The organism is Caballeronia sp. GAFFF1 (assembly GCF_023630705.1).
Classification (GTDB): domain Bacteria; phylum Pseudomonadota; class Gammaproteobacteria; order Burkholderiales; family Burkholderiaceae; genus Caballeronia.
Genome location: NZ_JALQEM010000031.1, coordinates 213,332 through 231,056, shown reverse-complemented (window position 1 = coordinate 231,056; position 17,725 = coordinate 213,332). Strand labels below are relative to the sequence as shown.

Annotated in this window: 18 protein-coding genes; 8 read left to right on the top strand and 10 right to left on the bottom strand. The window is 62.5% G+C overall.

Annotation, left to right across the window (positions count from 1 at the left end; all coding sequences use genetic code 11):
- Positions 1-19 precede the first annotated feature (19 nt).
- The 5 genes from NCR37_RS17920 to NCR37_RS17900 are packed head-to-tail and all read right to left on the bottom strand — an operon-like array spanning position 20 to position 4,250.
- The gene (locus tag NCR37_RS17920) at positions 20-811 is read right to left on the bottom strand and encodes an IclR family transcriptional regulator (protein WP_250474182.1); all 792 of its coding nucleotides are present in this window, start codon (positions 809-811) and stop codon (positions 20-22) included.
- Positions 812-847: 36 nt separating this feature from the next.
- Entirely contained in the window at positions 848-1,657 is an 810-nt protein-coding gene (locus tag NCR37_RS17915) for a sugar phosphate isomerase/epimerase family protein (protein ID WP_250474181.1), read from the bottom strand.
- A gap of 45 nt (positions 1,658-1,702) precedes the next feature.
- Positions 1,703-2,569: a dioxygenase family protein gene (locus NCR37_RS17910; protein WP_250474180.1), complete on the bottom strand. Its 867-nt coding sequence runs from the start codon at positions 2,567-2,569 to the stop codon at positions 1,703-1,705.
- Positions 2,570-2,577: 8 nt separating this feature from the next.
- The gene (locus tag NCR37_RS17905; protein ID WP_250474179.1) at positions 2,578-3,663 is read right to left on the bottom strand and encodes a maleylacetate reductase; all 1,086 of its coding nucleotides are present in this window, start codon (positions 3,661-3,663) and stop codon (positions 2,578-2,580) included.
- Positions 3,663-4,250, bottom strand: coding sequence for a nuclear transport factor 2 family protein (locus NCR37_RS17900; RefSeq protein ID WP_250474178.1), 588 nt, complete (start codon positions 4,248-4,250; stop codon positions 3,663-3,665). Before NCR37_RS17900 ends, NCR37_RS17905 begins: the two co-directional genes overlap by 1 nt.
- A 211-nt stretch (positions 4,251-4,461) precedes the next feature.
- Here NCR37_RS17900 and NCR37_RS17895 point away from each other — a divergent pair, with 211 nt between their 5' ends.
- Complete coding sequence (locus tag NCR37_RS17895) at positions 4,462-5,217, top strand: SDR family NAD(P)-dependent oxidoreductase (RefSeq protein ID WP_250474177.1); 756 nt, start codon at positions 4,462-4,464, stop codon at positions 5,215-5,217.
- A 60-nt stretch (positions 5,218-5,277) separates the two neighbouring features.
- Positions 5,278-6,678 (top strand): MFS transporter, encoded by a 1,401-nt coding sequence (locus NCR37_RS17890; protein WP_250474176.1) that lies wholly within the window; start codon positions 5,278-5,280, stop codon positions 6,676-6,678.
- 27 nt (positions 6,679-6,705) lie between these two features.
- On the opposite strand, the gene NCR37_RS17885 is transcribed toward NCR37_RS17890, so the two are convergent.
- Entirely contained in the window at positions 6,706-7,092 is a 387-nt protein-coding gene (locus NCR37_RS17885) for a MerR family transcriptional regulator (RefSeq protein ID WP_250474175.1), read from the bottom strand.
- A gap of 86 nt (positions 7,093-7,178) precedes the next feature.
- Here NCR37_RS17885 and NCR37_RS17880 point away from each other — a divergent pair, with 86 nt between their 5' ends.
- Entirely contained in the window at positions 7,179-8,087 is a 909-nt protein-coding gene (locus NCR37_RS17880; protein ID WP_250474174.1) for an alpha/beta fold hydrolase, read from the top strand.
- A 24-nt stretch (positions 8,088-8,111) separates the two neighbouring features.
- The gene (locus NCR37_RS17875) at positions 8,112-9,011 is read left to right on the top strand and encodes an alpha/beta fold hydrolase (protein WP_250474173.1); all 900 of its coding nucleotides are present in this window, start codon (positions 8,112-8,114) and stop codon (positions 9,009-9,011) included.
- 262 nt (positions 9,012-9,273) lie between these two features.
- Here the strand turns inward: NCR37_RS17875 and NCR37_RS17870 are convergent, their stop codons facing one another.
- The 4 genes from NCR37_RS17870 to NCR37_RS17855 all read right to left on the bottom strand — a co-directional run bounded on the left by NCR37_RS17870 (position 9,274) and on the right by NCR37_RS17855 (position 13,630).
- Positions 9,274-10,212: a 2-hydroxyacid dehydrogenase gene (locus tag NCR37_RS17870; protein ID WP_250474172.1), complete on the bottom strand. Its 939-nt coding sequence runs from the start codon at positions 10,210-10,212 to the stop codon at positions 9,274-9,276.
- 126 nt (positions 10,213-10,338) lie between these two features.
- On the bottom strand, positions 10,339-11,631 hold the full coding sequence (locus NCR37_RS17865; protein ID WP_250474171.1) for an NAD(P)/FAD-dependent oxidoreductase: 1,293 nt from the start codon (positions 11,629-11,631) through the stop codon (positions 10,339-10,341).
- A 49-nt stretch (positions 11,632-11,680) separates the two neighbouring features.
- Complete coding sequence (locus NCR37_RS17860) at positions 11,681-12,970, bottom strand: MFS transporter (RefSeq protein ID WP_250474170.1); 1,290 nt, start codon at positions 12,968-12,970, stop codon at positions 11,681-11,683.
- Between the two features lie 117 nt (positions 12,971-13,087).
- Positions 13,088-13,630: an ATP-binding cassette domain-containing protein gene (locus tag NCR37_RS17855; RefSeq protein WP_250474169.1), complete on the bottom strand. Its 543-nt coding sequence runs from the start codon at positions 13,628-13,630 to the stop codon at positions 13,088-13,090.
- A gap of 204 nt (positions 13,631-13,834) precedes the next feature.
- Here NCR37_RS17855 and NCR37_RS17850 point away from each other — a divergent pair, with 204 nt between their 5' ends.
- The 4 genes from NCR37_RS17850 to NCR37_RS17835 all read left to right on the top strand — a co-directional run bounded on the left by NCR37_RS17850 (position 13,835) and on the right by NCR37_RS17835 (position 17,711).
- Entirely contained in the window at positions 13,835-14,512 is a 678-nt protein-coding gene (locus tag NCR37_RS17850) for a GntR family transcriptional regulator (RefSeq protein ID WP_250474168.1), read from the top strand.
- A gap of 769 nt (positions 14,513-15,281) precedes the next feature.
- The gene (locus NCR37_RS17845) at positions 15,282-15,629 is read left to right on the top strand and encodes a hypothetical protein (protein WP_250474167.1); all 348 of its coding nucleotides are present in this window, start codon (positions 15,282-15,284) and stop codon (positions 15,627-15,629) included.
- Positions 15,630-15,925: 296 nt separating this feature from the next.
- A complete protein-coding gene (locus tag NCR37_RS17840) occupies positions 15,926-17,110 on the top strand; it encodes a zinc-dependent alcohol dehydrogenase (RefSeq protein ID WP_250474166.1) in 1,185 nt (394 codons plus the stop codon).
- 10 nt (positions 17,111-17,120) lie between these two features.
- Positions 17,121-17,711: a hypothetical protein gene (locus tag NCR37_RS17835; RefSeq protein WP_250474165.1), complete on the top strand. Its 591-nt coding sequence runs from the start codon at positions 17,121-17,123 to the stop codon at positions 17,709-17,711.
- Positions 17,712-17,725 lie beyond the last annotated feature (14 nt).

Sequence of the window (17,725 nt, the reverse complement as noted above, 5' to 3'; positions counted from 1 at the left end):
CGGGAATGTGTCAGCAGACTTACCGCGTATGTTCGTTTGCGGCGATGTAATCGCGGCGCACGCGTTCCGCGGCGGCCTGCAGAACGGTGACAGCCCGTGCGCCGACACGATCCGAATAGCGTACCGACGGAATCGCGACGTTCAGCGATCCGAGCGGAAAGCCCGACGATGACAAGACCGGCACGCCGACGCCGACAATGCCCGGCGTGTATTCGTCCATCGAATAGGCGACTCCGGTTTGCCGGATCGTTTCGATCTGTGCGAGCAGTGCCTTCTTGGTCGTGATCGTTTTTGGTGTGATGGCCTGCAGTTTCACGGTCTTGATGTACTCGCTTCGCATCTGATCCGGAAGAAACGCGAGAATGACCTTTCCGCCCGACACGGCATAAAGCGGCGCAAGATCGCCGAGCCGCAGGTGCGATACCAACCGTTGCGGGCTCGTCACCGTCGCAACGACTTCGACCTGATCGCCCTTGAGTTGATTGAGCGCGCACGACTCCAGCGTCTGCTGTGTGATCTCCGCCAACACCGGCTGGGCGCAACTGACGAGCGAGCGGCTGTGCGTGGACTGTCTGGAAAGTTGGATGAGGGCTTCGCCGAGGCGATAACCCTTGGTGGCAGGGACGAATTCGACAAAGCCACGAGCCGTAAGATTCTTGAGCAGCTTGGTCAGCGAGCTCTTCGGTATATCCAGCGCTTCCGCGATTTCCGTGTGAGACATTTCGCGTCCCCATCTCGCGAGCAACTCGATTACGTCGAGCACGCGATCCGCCGACTTCACCACTCCGTTCGATTCGTCTTCCAACAGCATATCCTGCTCCTGTTTACATATGGAAACATACTAGCATCAGGATGCTGGATCAGCGAGGAACGTCCGCATGCGCGCATGGATGCGTCTCGCCTGTTCGTCGAACGGCAGGCCACGCAGCGCGAGCGTCGGCGCCTCGACGGCGAGTGGCAAATCGGGCCGCAGCGTCGACAGAAGTTCGCGCAGCGGTAATTCACCATCGCCGGGCAGCAGCCGGGCCGTTCTCGCTTCTTGTCGACGTGCTTCGAGAGACGGCGGCGCGGCGCTCGGTGCATCGCAAATCTGAATGTATTCGATGAGCGCCGGGTCGATCGCGCCGATCTGCTCGCACGTCGCGCCCGAACGGAAGAACTGGAGTGCGTCGATGAGTATGCGCGCGTTCGGCTGTCCGCTGGTTCGCACGACCTCGAGCGCGTCGGCGGGCGTACCGACCGCACAGTAAGTGATCGCTTCGAGTCCGACCGTAAGGCCGAAATCGTCCGCAGCTTCGCAAAGACGGCCGAAGCTGTCCCGCAGGCGATCGCGCTCCGTGTCGTTGCCGACGCAGAGCACGTGCCGCGCACCGAGCATACTGCCCGCTTCGAGTGCAGATAACAGTGACGCGACATCCGTCTGCGGACTCAGCCAGATGGCCTCGATATCCAGCAGCCTGACGCCGGTTGCGTCGAGCCGCGCGCGCAACTCGCCGATGAGGGCGGGATTGCTCGCGACATCCACGATCGTATCCGCATGGGTAGGCGCGACCAGCCGCAATCCGCAGTATTCGAATCCTGCGGCGGCGGCCGCATCGACGACTTGCAGCGGATGCGCGTCGAGGATGGTCAGGTGATGCAACGACAGTTCATGCATGGGAACGCACCCATAACTCAAAGAAAGTTTCGTCGCGCAGAGCAATCAGTTCTGCGGCGGCAGCACGAATTCATAGGCAAGCAATGCACTCGGAACATCGACGCGATGTCCGGCCGGACTCAGGCCCGGTGCGAGCGGCACCACCGCCTTGATTAGCGCGTCCTTCACGCCGAACACGACGTCTGAATCAAGGTAAATGTCGCCGCCCACGAACACGTGCGTAACGAGCGTCTGAAAGCCGGGCGCACTGACGCGAAAGTGCACGTGAGCCGGACGGTACGGATGCCGCCCCTGTGCGTCGAGCATGCGGCCGACCGGTCCGTCGTTCGGAATCGGATAGGCTGCGGGCACGACCGAGCGGTACCAGAATGCACCAGCCGGATCGGTCAGGAAGCGAGCGCGCATATGCAGGTCCGCCTTGCCCGCCGCCTTCTGCACATCATAGAAGCCATGACTGTCCGCGTGCCACGTCTCGACCAGCGCGCCCGCAATCGCTTTCCCGTTCACATCGCGTACGGTGCCTTCCACCAGCAGAGGGTCGCCCGGCTCGCCATCTGCGATCGAAGCGCCGAGCGGCAGCGTAGCCGCTTCTTCGACGTAGAACGGACCGAGCACCGTGGTTTGCGTCGCGTCGCCCGGATAGCGATGATTGATCGCGTCCACCAGCATCGATACGCCAAGCGTGTCGGACAGCAGAATGAACTCCTGGCGGGTGTCGGTGCACGTCTGTCCCGTCTCGGTGAGAAAGCGAATCGCCGCGGCCCATTCGTCTTCGGTCGGCTCGATTTCCTTCACGAACGCATGCAGATGACGAACCAGCGCGTCGCTGATCTGGTGCACGCGTTGGCTCTTGCTTCCCGCAAGACGCTCGATGACCGCTGCAGTGATGTTGTCTTCGTTGAAGTTGCGCATCGTGTTCCTCACTGCGAGTCGGGTTGTGGTGCTGCGCCGCGCCACGCTCTTTCGAGCATCGCCCTGATCGACTCATAATCCGGCGTGCGCGGATTGGCATAGGTCTCTTGCAGCACCCGTTCCGCCGCGCGCCCGATGCCCTCGTGCGGCATGCCGATTTCGGCAAGAGACTGCGGAACATGCAGCCTGGCCGCGAGTGCGTGCAATCCCGTCCACGCCTCATCGGCGTCGAGTGCGCGTGCGATGCGGCGCATTGCATGCGGCGCCGCGCCAGCCTGATAAGCGACGACGTGCTTGAGCATGATCGCATGCGTGTCGGCGTGCGGTAAGTCGAAGGTGCCGCCGAGCACATGACAGACCTTATGATGCAGCGCCATGCCGACGGAGCCGAGGCAGGTTCCGCACAACCATGCGCCGTATTGTGCGCGGCTGCGCGCATCACGGCTCGCGGGATGGGCGAGAATCTCGGGCAACGCGGTGCGGAGGGCTGCGATGCCCTGTTCAGCGATGATCGAAGTGACCGGATTGGCGTCGACGGAATAGAGCGCTTCCACCGCGTGGGCCATCGCGTTCAGACCGCTCGTCGCCGACAAGCGCGCGGGCAGCGTCAGGGTGAGTTCGACATCGTAGATCACGGCCTCCGGCATCACGTCGAGCGTACGACGCGTACGTTTCTCGCCGTCCTGCGTCTCGCCGATGATCGGTGTGACTTCGGAGCCGGCATACGTAGTGGGCAGCGCGATCTGCGGCAGGCCGGTGCGCAGTGCAACTGCTTTGGCGAGGCCGATTGCCGAGCCGCCGCCGACAGCGATCAGGGAGTCGGCACCGGCTTCTCGCGCGACCGCGAGTGCACGCGCTGTGACTTCCCACGGCGTGTGCATCGCGGCCTCGGCAAAGATAGACGTCGGTGACCCGAGGAACAACGACGCAATGGCGCGAGCCAGATCCTTTTGCTGCGGCGTGGAGACGATCAACGGACGCGTGCAGCCCAGTTGCCGCGCGACGTCGGGCGTTTCCCGACGCCTGCCCGCGCCGAACAGCACGCGCGAAGGCAGCGCGTGGTAATCGAAGCGCATCGGTAAGACGTCCTGCATCACAGCACTCCGCTTCGCAGATACTGGCGGCCGCGCGCATAGAGCGCTTCGACTTCCGGGCCCGTCAGCGTCGGCATGTCGGGCTTGACCTTGTAGCCGATTCGGGTCTGCATGTACGCGAGATGCCGATAACCAGCGGGAAACTCCGCCAGCAGTGCCGCATCGAGAACGGGCCGGGCGTCCGGCCTGACCGGATCGAGACGATCCTTTTCGTAGATGGGCTGACGAAGCAGCAGCAGCCGTCGGTCGTCGACCTTCTCCAGGAAGTCGTAGAAGCGGCCGGTGCACACGACGTCGCATAACGTGCCTTCGACTTCTCCACGCTGCGAAATGGTCATCTTCGTCTGCGCGACGGCACGCGAGCCGTTCACTTCGATCGACGCACCGCCCAGAAAGTGCAGGATGCTCACGCCGTTCGCCCAGCCGGCCTTCGTCACTTCGATGAACTCGCGACCGCTTCCCTGAAACCACGTCGCCATCATGCGGCCGTCCGGATGCCAGAGCATCGCGAAGCGCTCCCAGTCTCCCGCATCTCGCCATACCGCCCAGTTTTCGATCGTCTCGCGGATCATCAATCGATCAATCATCGCCTGTTCCATCTATCGCTCCGTGGTGTTCACATATAGAAAGCAGTTTCTATGGTGGTACTGGTGACGGTGCGTGGTCAAGCAGTTTTTGCGGCGAACCCGGGCATTCCCTAGTTTGTTCCCGTATGTGAATGAACGGCGGATGGACCGTTGACGATCCGGCATCGCGCTTCTAGCATGGGAACCAGGTTATATGGAGGAACAAACGGATATGGAAACGAAACCGGTAACGGCACGAAGATTCGAAACGCGCACGGCCATCGTGACGGGCGCCGCGCGCGGCATCGGGCGTGGTATCGCGGAGCGTCTCGCGGACGAAGGCTGCCGGATCGCCTGCTGGGACATCGATTGTTCATCGCTCGAAACAGGCGGCGAGTCGTTCGCGGCCCTTGTGCAGACTGTCGATCTTTCGAATGCACGTTCCGTCGAGGCCGCGTTCGCCGCCACGCTCGAGTCTTTCGGTCAAGTCGACATCCTCGTGAACAACGCCGGTATCAATGGACCGGTCCTGCCGATCCAGGACTATCCGGTCGAGGTATGGAATCGCGTTCTCGCCGTCGATCTGAACAGCGTCTTCCACACTTGCCGCCTCGCCGTGCCACACATGCGCGGGCGCGGCGCGGGACGTATCGTCAACGTGGCGTCGATCGTCGGTAAAGAAGGGCATCCGAACATTTGCGCTTATGCCGCGGCGAAGGCGGGGGTCATCGGTCTGACGAAGTCGATCGCGCGCGAGCTGGCCGGAACGGGCGTCACGGTCAATGGCATCGCGCCTGCCATTACCGAAACGGATCTTTTCCGCGAGATGACGGCGGAGCACATCGAGAGCAGCAAAGCACGCATTCCGATGGGGCGATTCCTTACCGTGCCGGAAATTGCCGCAATGGTGGCGTGGATTGCGAGCGACGAATGCAGCTTCACGACCGGCTTTACCTTCGACCTGTCAGGCGGCCGCGCGACGTACTGAGCGCGCGACGCTACGCGAGCCCCGTTCGCGACCATCGACACGACACATGTAGGAGACCACATGCCAGCAACGCATCAGCAGAGCAGTAATCAGACACGAGTCGCCACCGCGAGCGCGTGGATCGGCTCCGCGCTGGAGTACTACGACTATTTCATTTACGCGCAGGCCGCTGCGCTGGTCTTTCCGCAACTTTTCTTTCCGTCCGGAGACAGTCGCGTTGCGATCGCTGCGTCGCTCGCAACGTATGGCGTCGGTTATCTCGCACGCCCGGTCGGCGCATTCGTGCTCGGCCGTCGTGGTGATACGCATGGCCGCAAGAACCTGCTTCTTACCTGCATGTTCATGATGGGTCTGTCGACGCTCGCTGTAGGTCTTCTGCCGACATTCGCGCAAGTTGGATTCGCAGCGCCGATCCTGCTCGTGGTCTTGCGGCTCATTCAGGGCTTCGCGGTCGCCGGGGAGATCTCCGGTTCCAGTTCGCTCGTGCTGGAGCATGCGCCGCTCGGCCGCCGCGGCTACTTTGCCAGTTACGCGATGCAGGGCGTGACCGCCGGCCAGGTGTTGGCGGCGGCCATCTTCACGCCGCTCGCTTACTATCTGCCCGAAAAGCAGTTCCTGTCATGGGGCTGGCGCATACCGTTCCTGCTGAGTGTGCTCGTGCTCGTAGCCGGTTATGTGATTCGGCGCAAAGTGTCGGAGACGCCGGCTTTCGTCGATGAAGCGCAGCATAGGCAGACTCCGGCGTCGCCCATCAAGGAAGCATTGCGTGATGGCTGGCGGGATATTGTCCGCATCGCTGCCATCGCATTGATTGCGATCATCCTTGCGGTGACTTCGATCTTCGGCGCGGCCTATGCGGTGCAGCCCGCTTACGGTATCGGTTTTTCCAAAGGCTTCTTTCTCTGGATTCCGCTGCTCGCCAATTTCACTGCGATGTTCTTCATTCCCTTTGCAGGCAGTCTGTCCGACCGATGGGGACGCCGGCCGCTCATCATATTCGGCGCGCTTGCCTCGGGCCTGCTGTCTTATGCGTACCTCTATGCGATCAGCCTGCACAATGCGATGCTGGCGATCGCCATCGCTATCGTGATGTGGGGCGTGGTGTATCAGTGCTTCAACGCGGTCTATCCGAGCTTCATGCCCGAATTGTTCCCGACGCGTATCCGCGTTACCGCCATGGCGATCGGCCAGAACATCGGCACGGCCATCACCGCGATCCTGCCGGCGTTCATCGCGGCCGCCGTGCCGCCCGGTACACAGCACATTCCGTTGATCGTGGGGACGATCACGCTGACCGTCTGCGGCGTCGGGGCGTTAGGCGCATGGACGGCGCGCGAAACTTATCGGCTGCCCGTCAACGCACTCGGGCAGCGAGATGCAGCGCCGATCAGTCAGGAGGAGTACGACAGCCTGCGTGCGGATATCGGCAGAAAGAAAACCGCCTCCGATGTTCCCGTTTGAGGTCGATCGTTGCGTCGCCTGCCCGCGTCATTCGACGGGCGGCACCGCGCCTTCCTGCAAGGTCCTGATGAGCCGCGCGCGGCGCCTTTCGAGGTCCGCGATCTGCCGATCGATAGCTTCGAGCCTTGAGCGCTGGGCGTCGGTGATCTGATCGCAAGAGCGTGCGCCTTCGATCAGAAGCATGCAGTCCGGAAAGCCCTGAATATCGTCGATAGTGAAACCGGTCGCGATCATGCGCTGAATCTGCTTGACCTGCGTGACTGCCTTCTCGGGGAACATGCGATAGCCATTGCTCGCACGTATCGAGGCGAGCAGACCGTGTTCATCGTAATGCCGGATCGATCGCACGCTCGCGCCGGTGAGTTGCGAGAGTTGTCCAATCGTCAGCAGTTCCTGTGAAGGCGTGTCTTTCATGAAAAGCAGGTTAGCACGATTCGCTTGACTCTCACATCAGTGTAAGGGTTGAGACTAGGCGCACTGACACTCTCTCAGGAAAGGCAATGAGCTTACGAACGTTCCCTCGCTTTTTGATGTCCGCTTTCTCTGCGGCGACGGTGTTTGCTTCCGTACCTGACGCGAGCGCAGCACCGAGCAGTTATACGGTTACATCGACGGACGGGGTAAAACTGGCGGTTCAGGAAAGCGGCGACCCCAACGGCCGGCCGGTCATTCTGGTGCATGGACTGCTCGGCAGCCGCCTGAACTGGGACGCGCAGGTGCAGAGTCCCGAACTGCGCCAGTACCGGATCATTACGTACGATCTGCGCGGCCACGGTCTGTCGGATAAGCCATCCGGCGCCGAGCCCTATCACGACGGAAACCGTTGGGCGGACGACCTTGCAGCGGTGATCGAAGGCTCGCACGCCCGCAAGCCCGTCGTGGTCGGCTGGTCGCTCGGCGGGGTGGTGATATCGAACTATCTCGCGAAGCATGGCGATCGCGCGATCGCGGGGGCCGTGTATGTCGACGGCGTGGTGGAGCTTGCGCCGGGTCAGATCGTCGATCTTCCCGACGTTTATCGGGACATGAATTCGCCGGATCTGAAGACGCATCTCGACGGTGAGCGCGCGTTTGTCGGTCTGTGTTTCAACCATCGGCCTGACGCAAGAACATTCGACCGGCTGCTCGCGAATGCCGCGATGGCATCGTGGGACATGCAGAAGGAAGTGCCGACGATGACGGTCTTCGCTGCAGAGGGGCTCGGCAAGGCGCGCGTCCCGCTGCTCTTCATCTACGGCGGGCACGACGCACTGGTCGACACGCACGCGACCCTGGCTCGGGCTGCCGAGCTGAATCCGCGCATCGTTAGCAAGGTGTATGCGGACTCGGGTCACGCGCCGTTCATCGAGGAAGCCGAGCGTTTCAATCGCGATCTGGCCGAGTTCGTCAGGTCGGCGTCGCAGCTATGAAGTCACGTTGACGAGGGAATAACCATGGCGCATGAGGTCGGGCAGGACTTCTTTCCGGGCTTTGCGAGGCTCGACGTCGAGGCGGGCGATGTCTCGTTTCGCGGCAGAATCGGCGGGACCGGATCACCGGTTCTCTTGCTGCACGGCTACCCGCAAACGCACGTTGCGTGGCGACTGATCGCTCCGGCGCTCGCGAGGTCGCACACCGTCATCGTGCCGGACCTGCCGGGATACGGCGACAGCCGGACCCGCAAAGATCGGCCTCGATGGACCAAACGTCGCGTAGCCGGCGCGTTAGTGGCGTTGATGGATCGGCTCGGGCACGAACGATTCGCCGTGGTCGGGCACGACCGCGGCGCCCGTGCGGGATACCGTCTCGCGTTCGATCATCCGCAGCGCGTCGCCGCGTATGCATCGCTGACCGTGATACCCACGCTCGATTCATTCGCGAGCGTCGACAAGACCTTCGCGCTCAATGCCTGGCACTGGTTCTTTTTGGCGCAGCCGGGCGATCTGCCTGAGCGGATGCTTGCAGCGGATCCCGACGCTTATCTCGACACTGCCCTCAAGAAGATGGCGGGCGGTCTCGAACTGATCGATCCCTTGGCTCTCGACGCTTATCGAACGGCGTTCAGGAATCCGAACGTGCGCCACGTCATGTGCGAGGACTATCGCGCAGCGGCTTCGGAGGACCTGGAGCATGATGCGAGCGATCTTGCTGCGGGCCGGAAACTCACCTGTCCGGTCCTGGTGCTATGGAGCGAGAGCGAGCAGCGGACCAGAAGCGAATCTCCCATCGACGCTTGGTCCCGATGGGCAACCGACGTTACGGGAAAGGGGTTGCCCGGCGGCCATCTGCTTCCCGAGGATGCGCCGAATGAGGTGTTGACGTCTCTTACCCATTTCCTGGCCGGAAAGTTCTAGCGCTGGATTCTCGGCAGACACTGACGCTTCGATGAGTCGCGAGGCTTGGCAAGTCATCGATCTGGGCGGCGTTATGCATCGACATCGCGGCCGCAAGCCGCGGTGTGCCGCCGACGCAGTCGAACTTTGTCTCGACTTTTTTGCTTCCCGTGCTCCGGCATCGGCGCGACACTACTTGTCTGTGGCAGTCTCGCACTCGCTCTTGACGCCCTGGACTTTGCACCGTCTGCGGTCGGGGCGCAGATGACCCATGGCGACGCATCTAATACCCGAGCGTCCGATCGTACACGTGCTGCAGGGGTTTCCCTTTCAGCCAGTCTCGCAGCGCCTGCGCGACCTGCCGCGCGCGGGCTCGGCGGGAAGGCAGCGAAGCGACATGGGGCGTGACGATCACGCGCGGATGCGACCAGAGCCGGCTGCCGGTATCGAGCGGCTCCTTGTCGAATACGTCGAGCCAGGCGCTGCGAAGGCGGCCTGCGTCCAGCGCTGCAAGAACGTCGTCGAGCACGACCTGCGGTGCCCGGCCCACGTTCACAATGGAAGCGCACGCGGACAGCTTGGCGAGAAAAGCGGCGTCGATCATCTTTCGCGTCTGCGGCGTGTCGGGCAGGAGATTGACCGCGATGTGCGCGTCCGCCAGCAAGGTATCGAGCGCGGCGTCACCGTCGAAACACGCCACGCCCGAGAGCGTCTTGGGCGTGCGGGACCAGCCTCTGACCTGAAACCCGTTAATCGCGAGACGTTGCGCGCAGGCCGCGCCGAGTCCGCCGAGTCCGAGAACCGCCACTGTCGTTTCGCTCGAACGAATGCCGATCAGGTCGTCGTTCCACCGGCGTTGCCGCTGCGCTTCGTGAAGGGCCGGGAACTCCCGCACGATGCCGAAGCATGCGGCCATGACGTAGTCGGACATGCGCTCGGTGGTTTCGGGCGTGAGCATTCGCACAATCGGCAGATGCGCGGGCACGGACAGGTCCGAGACGATGTGATCGACGCCCGCGGCGGCGCTGAACACGATCCGCAACGAAGTCATGCGCGCGATACGGCCCGCCGTGGGTTCCCAGACCAGCACGAAGTCCACCCGGGCGTCGTCGACCTCCGGATCGTCCCAGCCGCGAACCGTGAGCTCGGGCATGCATTCGGCGAAATGATCCTGCCATTCGCTGACAGCGGCGGGGCCGCCCGAATTGACCAGTAACAACATGAATGCGCCTCTCCTAAGGCAGGTCTTGTGATCGTCGGCGACGACCGCATCCCTTCGTCCTGAACCTTCTTCGTGGAAGCGACCAAGGTTCGTCCGACGTTCCGCAGCGGACGGTGCGACAGTACATCAGCGTGACGCGAGGAAGCCGACATCCCTGGACGAAAACCGGTCGAGGGCAAAGTCGCCCGAATCGGCGCGCGGACGCTCGCCCGTCACCAGATCGGCGAGCATCTCACCGGCCGCGGGCCCGATGCCGAAACCGTGCCCGGAGAAGCCGGAGCCAAGATGAAAGCCCGGCAGCGTCTTCACGTTTGAGATGACCGGTATGGCATCGGGCGTCACGTCGATCATGCCCGCCCACGTGCGAAGAATCGAAGCGCCCGCGAAGCTTGGAAAGGTCGCCTTCAGGCGTTCGAGCGCGTCGTTGAGCATCGGCAGGTTGGCCGCCGGATCGAGCGTCCGGCAGGCTTCGAACGGCGACGGGCGGTCGAGACCGAAGCGCCTCGGAACCTTCAGCTCCTCGAAGAAGCGCCGGCCCAGGCGAAGCTTCAGGTACTTGCGCTCACTGAGCCACGCGCGCATGAACTTCGTGCTCAGCCGAATGCTGTCGGGCGTGAGATCCGCGACCGATGCGCCGAGCTTCGACACCGTATAGCCGCCGTCGCTGCGCTTGCGGCAGGTGAAATCGCCGCCGTTGATGGCGAGCTCCAGCCCGGCATCGATGGGTGCGGTCTGCATCACCGAGGCATGCACCTTGAGTTGCGGGAAATCGATCTCGCAATTGCCGCAGAAGAGCCGCGACCACGCGCCGCCCGCGAGCACGACGTCCGAGCATCTCACCAGTCCGTGCTCGGTCACGATGCCCGCGACGCGTCCTGCCGCCACGTCGAGCCCGCGCACCGCGCAGTGCTCGACGATGCGCGCTCCGTTCGCCATGGCCAGTCCGGCGATGCCGCGCGTGGCGGCGAGCGGCTCCGCAACGCCATCGGTTGCGCTGTACAGCGCTCCGGCCCATGGCCGCTTCGATCGTGGAATCAGCTTCGCTAGTTCCTCGCCGCGCACGAGCCGCGCCTGCGCGCCCTTCATGCGGGCCGCGTCGAGCCACATCTCATGAGCGGCCATGTCGGTGTCGGACGCGGCGAGATAGGCGAGACCCGTGGTGCGGTAGCCGACATCGACTTTCGCCTGAATCTCCTTCCAGATGCTGTTCGCCAGGATCGACAAGGGCAGTTCGCGGACGTCGCGGCCGACGCTGCGTATCCACCCCCAGTTGCGCGACGACTGCTCGCAGGCCACCGTGCCTTTTTCGAATACGGCGACGTCTACGCCCCTGCGGGCCAGCGCGTACGCGCAACTCACACCGATGATCCCGCCGCCGACGATGGCGACGGACACTTGCTTGGGTAGATCGGGTTTCAACGAGAAAGCTCCAGATGACCGAGAGGGCGGTGGCGCCGGAATGGCCGCATCAGACCACGCGTTTCCTGCTCGCAGCGAGACCGCAGAGCGCAAGCGACGAGACGACGATCAGATACCACGCCGGCGACATGATGCTGCCGGTCGCCTTGACGAGCATGCTCGTCACCACCGGCGTGAGGCCGCCGAAGAGCGTCATCGAGATCACGTAGGCGAGCGACACGCCTGTCGTGCGGCAGCTTGCCGGAAAGAGCTGCGACAGCAGCGAGCCGAGCGGCGAATAATAGAAGCTGTAGAAGACGAGCGAGAGAATGCACTGGAACGCGACGAGCGTGACCGGACCGGGCGCCCGCGTCAGCATGTAGAACAGCGGCAGGATCAGCACCATGCCGGTGACAAGCGCGACACGCATCACTTTCACCGTGCCGAAGCGGTCGGCCGTCATGCCGCCCGCCAGCGGCATCAACACGCATACGATGCCGCTTGCGATCGACGAGGCGAAAGCCGCATCCTTGGTGACGCCGAGATTGTTGATCGCGAAAGTCGGCATATAGATGTTGATGAAGCTCGCCAGTCCGCCCGCGCCGGCGATGATCGCACCCATCAGCACAGCCGACTTGTGCGAACGCGCGGTTTCTCGCAGCGGGGAGAGTTCGGTCTTCCGGGTCTGCTCGAAGGCCGTCGTTTCGCTCACCTTGCGGCGGATGTACAGGCCCACCGGTCCGATCAGGCAGCCGAAGACGAAGGGCAGGCGCCAGCCCCACGAGTTGACCTGTTCGGTCGTCAGATAGTGATTGATGCAATACGCGAACAGCGACGACGTCAGTACCGCGAGACCCGACGCGGAAAACTGCAGGCTGCCGAAGAAAGCCATGCGGCTCTTGTCCTGCTCGGTCAGAAAGGAATTCGCGGCGCCGAATTCCCCGCCTGCCGAGAAGCCTTGCAGCAGGCGTCCGGCGACCAGGATGACCGGCGCGAGAAAGCCGACGTGCTCGTAGGTCGGCACGACGGCGATCGCCGCCGTGCCCAGCAGCATCAACAGCGCCGCGAGACTGAGCGCGAAGCGCCGTCCGCGCCTGTCGGCGATAACGCCGAGCACGATCGCGCCGACCGGACGAATGACGAACGAACTCGCGAAGGTCAGTAGACTCAGCAGCAGCGCGGACTGCCCGTCGCCCGTCGGGAAGAACAACTTCGACACGGTGATCGCGAACATCGCGTACACGAGCAGATCGAACCATTCGAAGAAGGTGCCGAAGTTCGCGGCAACGACGTCCCGCACGCGGTTCGGAGCGGGCTGATCCACGGCGGGGGCGTCGAGGGTGCTGGCTTTGTTCAACATATTCATCCTTTGCAGTATTGACCGGACGGGGCGGCCGCCGGATGCCGTTGTGTAACGCGGATGTCCGCGTCACTATTCAATAGACGAGGTAGTACTGGGCAGAGCATGAACAGCCATTCAAGCGCACCGTCGGGCGCGCAGCCGCACGTTTCGGAAGCCAACGCAACGCCGCAACCAAAGCAAGCCCGCATCCCTCACGCGATACCAGCTGACTACCGCCGCGAGATAAAGCCGCTGCAAGCCGCGGGGCGCGCCCGACTGCACGGACTGCCTGTCGTGGGATCGGACATGCTCGAGCACTCGCTTCACACGGCCCTGCATGCGCGGATGCCGCAAATTGCCGAGCACCGCTTCAGCCGCTCCTTCCTCGAAGACCTTGCCGTGATCCGCAAACAGCCAGCGCTCCGCAACGTGGCGTGCGAAGCCCACACCATGCGTCATCACGATGATCGCCATCTGCTCGTTGGCGAGGCTGCGCATTACCGCGTGACCTTCGCCGACGACTTCAGGGTCGAGGTTGTCGACTTCCGTGCCGATAGACGTGAACGTAACGCCCGCCGGCCTCGAGCCGACTTTCAGCGCCTGGGCGAGTGCCGTGCCGCTCACGATCATCCTGCTCACTATGGCGATTCCCGCGAAGATCCCAAGCCAGTTCGTCACTGCGAAGCTCCCAGTCGCGGTAGCCGTTGTGGGCTTTACGTTCACTGCCACCTACGAAAGCATGCCGCGTTCGGTATACACTAGCTATATAAAAAATCCGTCGCAAGCATATTCGGGCGGATTTCGCCCCATCCTTCACATATGAACCTTGTTTTCGGTATGCCGAAAAGATAGCGCGATGGACTTGGCCGATTGAGGAGAACGATGTCGGAAGACGACTGGGCGCCGCAAGGCGCTGTGGCTAACGGGCCGCTGCGCGGCAGCGTGTACGGAAGCATCAAGGCCGAGATTCTCGAATTGCGGCTGCTGGCAGGCGCGCCGTTGCAGGAAGTGGAACTCGCCTCGCACTATGGCGTGAGCCGCACGCCGGTGCGCGAAGCCTTGAGGCAGTTGCTCGACGAAGGTTTCGTCGAACGCAAGGGGCGCTTCTATCAGGTGAAGCACCTCACGCCGCGAGACATTCGCGAACTGTATGAAGTGCGCGAAAGCCTCGAAACCACGGCCGTCCGGTTATGTGTGGAGCGTGCCGACGACGCCATCGTCGCGCGTCTGCACGAGACGATCGCGGGGCAAGTCGAGGCACTGGCCGCGAACGACCGGCAACGATTCTCGGCATGCGACACGGCCTTCCACCTGACGCTCGCGGAAGGTGCGAGCAACGGGCTTCTGTTGCAGCAGCTGACGGCGATTCACGAGAAGATTCGACTCACACGCGGACGCGAATACGAGGTGCGGAACTGGCTCAGGCATTCGATAGACGAACATTCGCGTGTGCTGAGCGCGCTTGAACGGCGCGACGCGACCATTGGGGTCGCGGAGATGACGTATCACATCCGCAGCGTGGTGGATCTGCACTTCGGCACGCGGCGTCGAAAGGATTGAAGATGCGAAACGCCATGGCGATTCGCGGCAATGAAATAGCGCCCAACGCGTAGCGCACCTAGGAGCGAACTTTACGGTTAGCGCGCAACGCAACGGTCCGCGCCGCACGGGACGCAAACCCGCACCATCGTTCTATATCGGCGAAGCTACTGACGACGAGAACGAATAGGCCGAGGCATAACCGATAGTCGCAAAACCGGATCAAGGGTATGGCTTTCTTGACATAGAAACAACGATGGCTTCGTTAGAACACTAAGGAAAAAGGCCCATCGACGAATGGGCAAGATTTCACCGAGTGGCATTCTCTTCAAGAAGTATGGACGGTCAGCAGGTGAGCTTCATATCCGCACGCGGGCGATCAGCAGCTTCCCGCCGGCCACCACGAGCCTCGGTTGCACATCAGTCTGCCTGACGGACTACAGATGAAAGCGCCGCTCGAATAAATCTGTCCATTCCAGAAGCATTCGCCCTCTAACGGGGTCGATTCGACCGCGAAGGGAGCCAGTTCTATTGGCGAATTCTGTTTGCTCTGATCCTGTGCTTCTACGTTGGGAGTGTCTTCTGCCATGTTGGTCACCTCATCCATTCCGTTGTTGCCTGGCAGGGCAGCAAGCCGTATTCCGCGTATGACCGATGTTCAATCGCAGTTGCGAAGTCGGAGACCGACGACTTTTCAAAGGATGCATCGGCACCACAGCATTTTTGCCGTTCTACGCTAGTCGAGGCGTTCTCGCCTTACTAGTGCGAGCGCATGGACGCGTGAGGTCCTATGAAGATGAAGAGGGTAGCAGCGGTAGTGACGGCAGGCGATCAGGAAGTCGCGGCCGACTTCGACGTGTCGGCCGGTCGGATCCGTATCACGAGCGACGGAGCGGTCGTAGAAGACATTGGTCCTCTTGACTCATGGATCGCTTTGAGTTCGGTTGTAGAAGGAAGCGAATGGGGCACGCATCCAACGCCTGATGACCTTGAGCGTTTTCTAAAAAGATATGTGGCTGAGCGGGGAGAGTCCGTTCATGCGCGACCCGGCGAACGGGAGCAAGGCAAGCATCGCCGAATGCGCCTGTCAGGAGCGGTGCAACGGTGGCTCAATTCTCAGAAGCAAGATACGCACTGAAAGCCCGAACGGCATCCCGCTCCGGGATTGTTCATCGATATATCAAGTTCGATTGAGCAGCTGGACAACGCTGCGAAGACGGCACGACGAATGCGAGATGTTCCGGGTCGTGCGAGCCGTGGCCGGCAGCAACAGCGACACACGGAGGCAGGAATAAAACGCACGACCGCTACTTCTTCTGGGCTTGGGCGCTTGCGATGGCGTAGCTGCAAGACCGCCCTTCGCTCAACGATAAGCCACGCCACGGTGCTGCGAACGCATGTGCGGGATCGTGGAGAATTCCTGAGGGAGGTTTTATGTTAGCCACAAACTTTCGCGGACCGTACCGCATCCGTGTGTCGCAAAAGCAGGATCCCCTGATCGAGCATCCAGGCGACGCCATCGTCCGCGTGACGCGCGCCTGCATCTGCGGCTCGGATCTGCACCTATACCATGGGCTGGTACCCGACACGCGCATTGGGCACACCTTCGGCCATGAAATCGTCGGCATTGTCGAAGAGGTGGGGTCTGCGGTCGAGACCGTCAAGCCGGGCGATCGCGTGCTCGTGCCATTCAACCTGTTCTGCGGCTCGTGCTTTTTCTGCCAGCGCGAGTTATACAGCAACTGCCACAACACCAACCCCGAAGCGACTGCGGTGGGCGGCATCTACGGCTACTCGCACACCACCGGCGGTTACGACGGCGGCCAAGCGGAATTCGTGCGCGTGCCGATGGCCGACGTTGGACCGTACAAGGTGCCCGACGACATCGACGACGACAACGCGGTACTGCTGACGGACGCGCTGCCGACCGGCTATCAGGCCGCCGAGATGGGCGACATCCATGAAGGCGATACCGTCGTCGTGTTCGGCGCCGGGCCGGTAGGCATCTTCGCCGCCAGATCGGCCTGGCTGTTCGGCGCCGGGCGCGTGATCGTGGTCGACCATATCGATTACCGGCTCGACTTCGTGCGCCGCTACGCTCCCTGCGAAGTCGTCAATTTTCGCGAGGTGAGCGACGTGGCCTTGCACATCAAGAAGATGACGGACTGGCTGGGCGCCGACGTCTGCATCGATGCGGTCGGCTGCGAGGCGGCGGGCAGCCTGACTCAAACCTTGACGGGGCGCTGGACCATGCTGCAAGCGGGTTCGGCCACGGCGCTGTTCTGGGCCATCAACTCGGTGCGCAAGGCCGGTAACGTGTCGATCGTTGGCGTCTACGGACCGACCTTCAACGCAGTCCCGATCGGCAACGCGCTGAACAAGGGCATCACGATGCGGATGAACCAGGCGGCGGTCAAGCGTCATGTACCGCACCTGATCGAGCACATCCGCCAGGGGCATTTGAACCCGAAGGAGATCATTACCCACCGTGCGCCGCTGGAAGAGGCCTCGGACGCGTACCACGTCTTCGCGAGCAAGTACGACAACTGCATCAAACCTGTGCTGATTCCTCCGCGTGCCGGCTCGGCGCGCTCGATGGTGACCAGCGTCGCTCATTAAAGGAGCAGCCATGGATAACGAAATCGCGCGCCGCGATCTTGCCGAGCAGCGGCGCAACCCGCAACACCACGGACACGTCGACTGCGAGCGCCAGATGGACTACGACCTTAACCGGCACAGTCCGCCCCGCGATGAGTTGCAGCGCATCCCCGGCTGGGGCTCGGATCTCGACCACAAGAACCGTCCAGCCATCCCGATGGAGCGCACGCCGCCGCGCTTCATTCACGTGCCGCAGGGGCAGCCCGTACAGCAGGCGCAGACCGTCGAAGTGTTTTATTCGCCGGAACGGCCGGGCATCACGCCGCTCTTCGGTACAGCCCAGCCGCCGAAATGGCTGTCGGGCGCGATAAGGCGCGTTGCCTACAAGCTGCCGGAGAACGATCTTCGCCACTGGCTGATGCTGATTGCCGCCGACCGCGTCAACGTGGTTGAAGGCATCGTCGACGACTTGCGGCACGGCTATGTGCCGAATGTGCTCGGCGAAATGGGCATCCGGTCTGAGCTGCGCTACAACCCTGCGGGGCTAGTGCGCAAGGCGCTTATCGCCACCGCGGTTGTTGGCGGAATCGCGTTGCTCCGGAAACGCCGCTCGCGTTATTGATCTAGTCGCGCGCG

Bases quoted from the DNA above. Each gene is read 5' to 3' on its own strand.
- NCR37_RS17835 (WP_250474165.1), top strand. From the start codon at position 17,121: ATGGATAACGAAATCGCGCGCCGCGATCTTGCCGAGCAGCGGCGCAAC.
- NCR37_RS17880 (WP_250474174.1), top strand. From the start codon at position 7,179: ATGAGCTTACGAACGTTCCCTCGCTTTTTGATGTCCGCTTTCTCTGCG.
- NCR37_RS17860 (WP_250474170.1), bottom strand. From the start codon at position 12,970: ATGTTGAACAAAGCCAGCACCCTCGACGCCCCCGCCGTGGATCAGCCC.
- NCR37_RS17915 (WP_250474181.1), bottom strand. From the start codon at position 1,657: ATGCATGAACTGTCGTTGCATCACCTGACCATCCTCGACGCGCATCCG.
- NCR37_RS17910 (WP_250474180.1), bottom strand. From the start codon at position 2,569: ATGCGCAACTTCAACGAAGACAACATCACTGCAGCGGTCATCGAGCGT.
- NCR37_RS17885 (WP_250474175.1), bottom strand. From the start codon at position 7,092: ATGAAAGACACGCCTTCACAGGAACTGCTGACGATTGGACAACTCTCG.
- NCR37_RS17890 (WP_250474176.1), top strand. From the start codon at position 5,278: ATGCCAGCAACGCATCAGCAGAGCAGTAATCAGACACGAGTCGCCACC.
- NCR37_RS17900 (WP_250474178.1), bottom strand. From the start codon at position 4,250: ATGATTGATCGATTGATGATCCGCGAGACGATCGAAAACTGGGCGGTA.
- NCR37_RS17875 (WP_250474173.1), top strand. From the start codon at position 8,112: ATGGCGCATGAGGTCGGGCAGGACTTCTTTCCGGGCTTTGCGAGGCTC.
- NCR37_RS17895 (WP_250474177.1), top strand. From the start codon at position 4,462: ATGGAAACGAAACCGGTAACGGCACGAAGATTCGAAACGCGCACGGCC.
- NCR37_RS17905 (WP_250474179.1), bottom strand. From the start codon at position 3,663: ATGCAGGACGTCTTACCGATGCGCTTCGATTACCACGCGCTGCCTTCG.
- NCR37_RS17840 (WP_250474166.1), top strand. From the start codon at position 15,926: ATGTTAGCCACAAACTTTCGCGGACCGTACCGCATCCGTGTGTCGCAA.
- NCR37_RS17870 (WP_250474172.1), bottom strand. From the start codon at position 10,212: ATGTTGTTACTGGTCAATTCGGGCGGCCCCGCCGCTGTCAGCGAATGG.
- NCR37_RS17850 (WP_250474168.1), top strand. From the start codon at position 13,835: ATGTCGGAAGACGACTGGGCGCCGCAAGGCGCTGTGGCTAACGGGCCG.
- NCR37_RS17920 (WP_250474182.1), bottom strand. From the start codon at position 811: ATGCTGTTGGAAGACGAATCGAACGGAGTGGTGAAGTCGGCGGATCGC.
- NCR37_RS17845 (WP_250474167.1), top strand. From the start codon at position 15,282: ATGAAGATGAAGAGGGTAGCAGCGGTAGTGACGGCAGGCGATCAGGAA.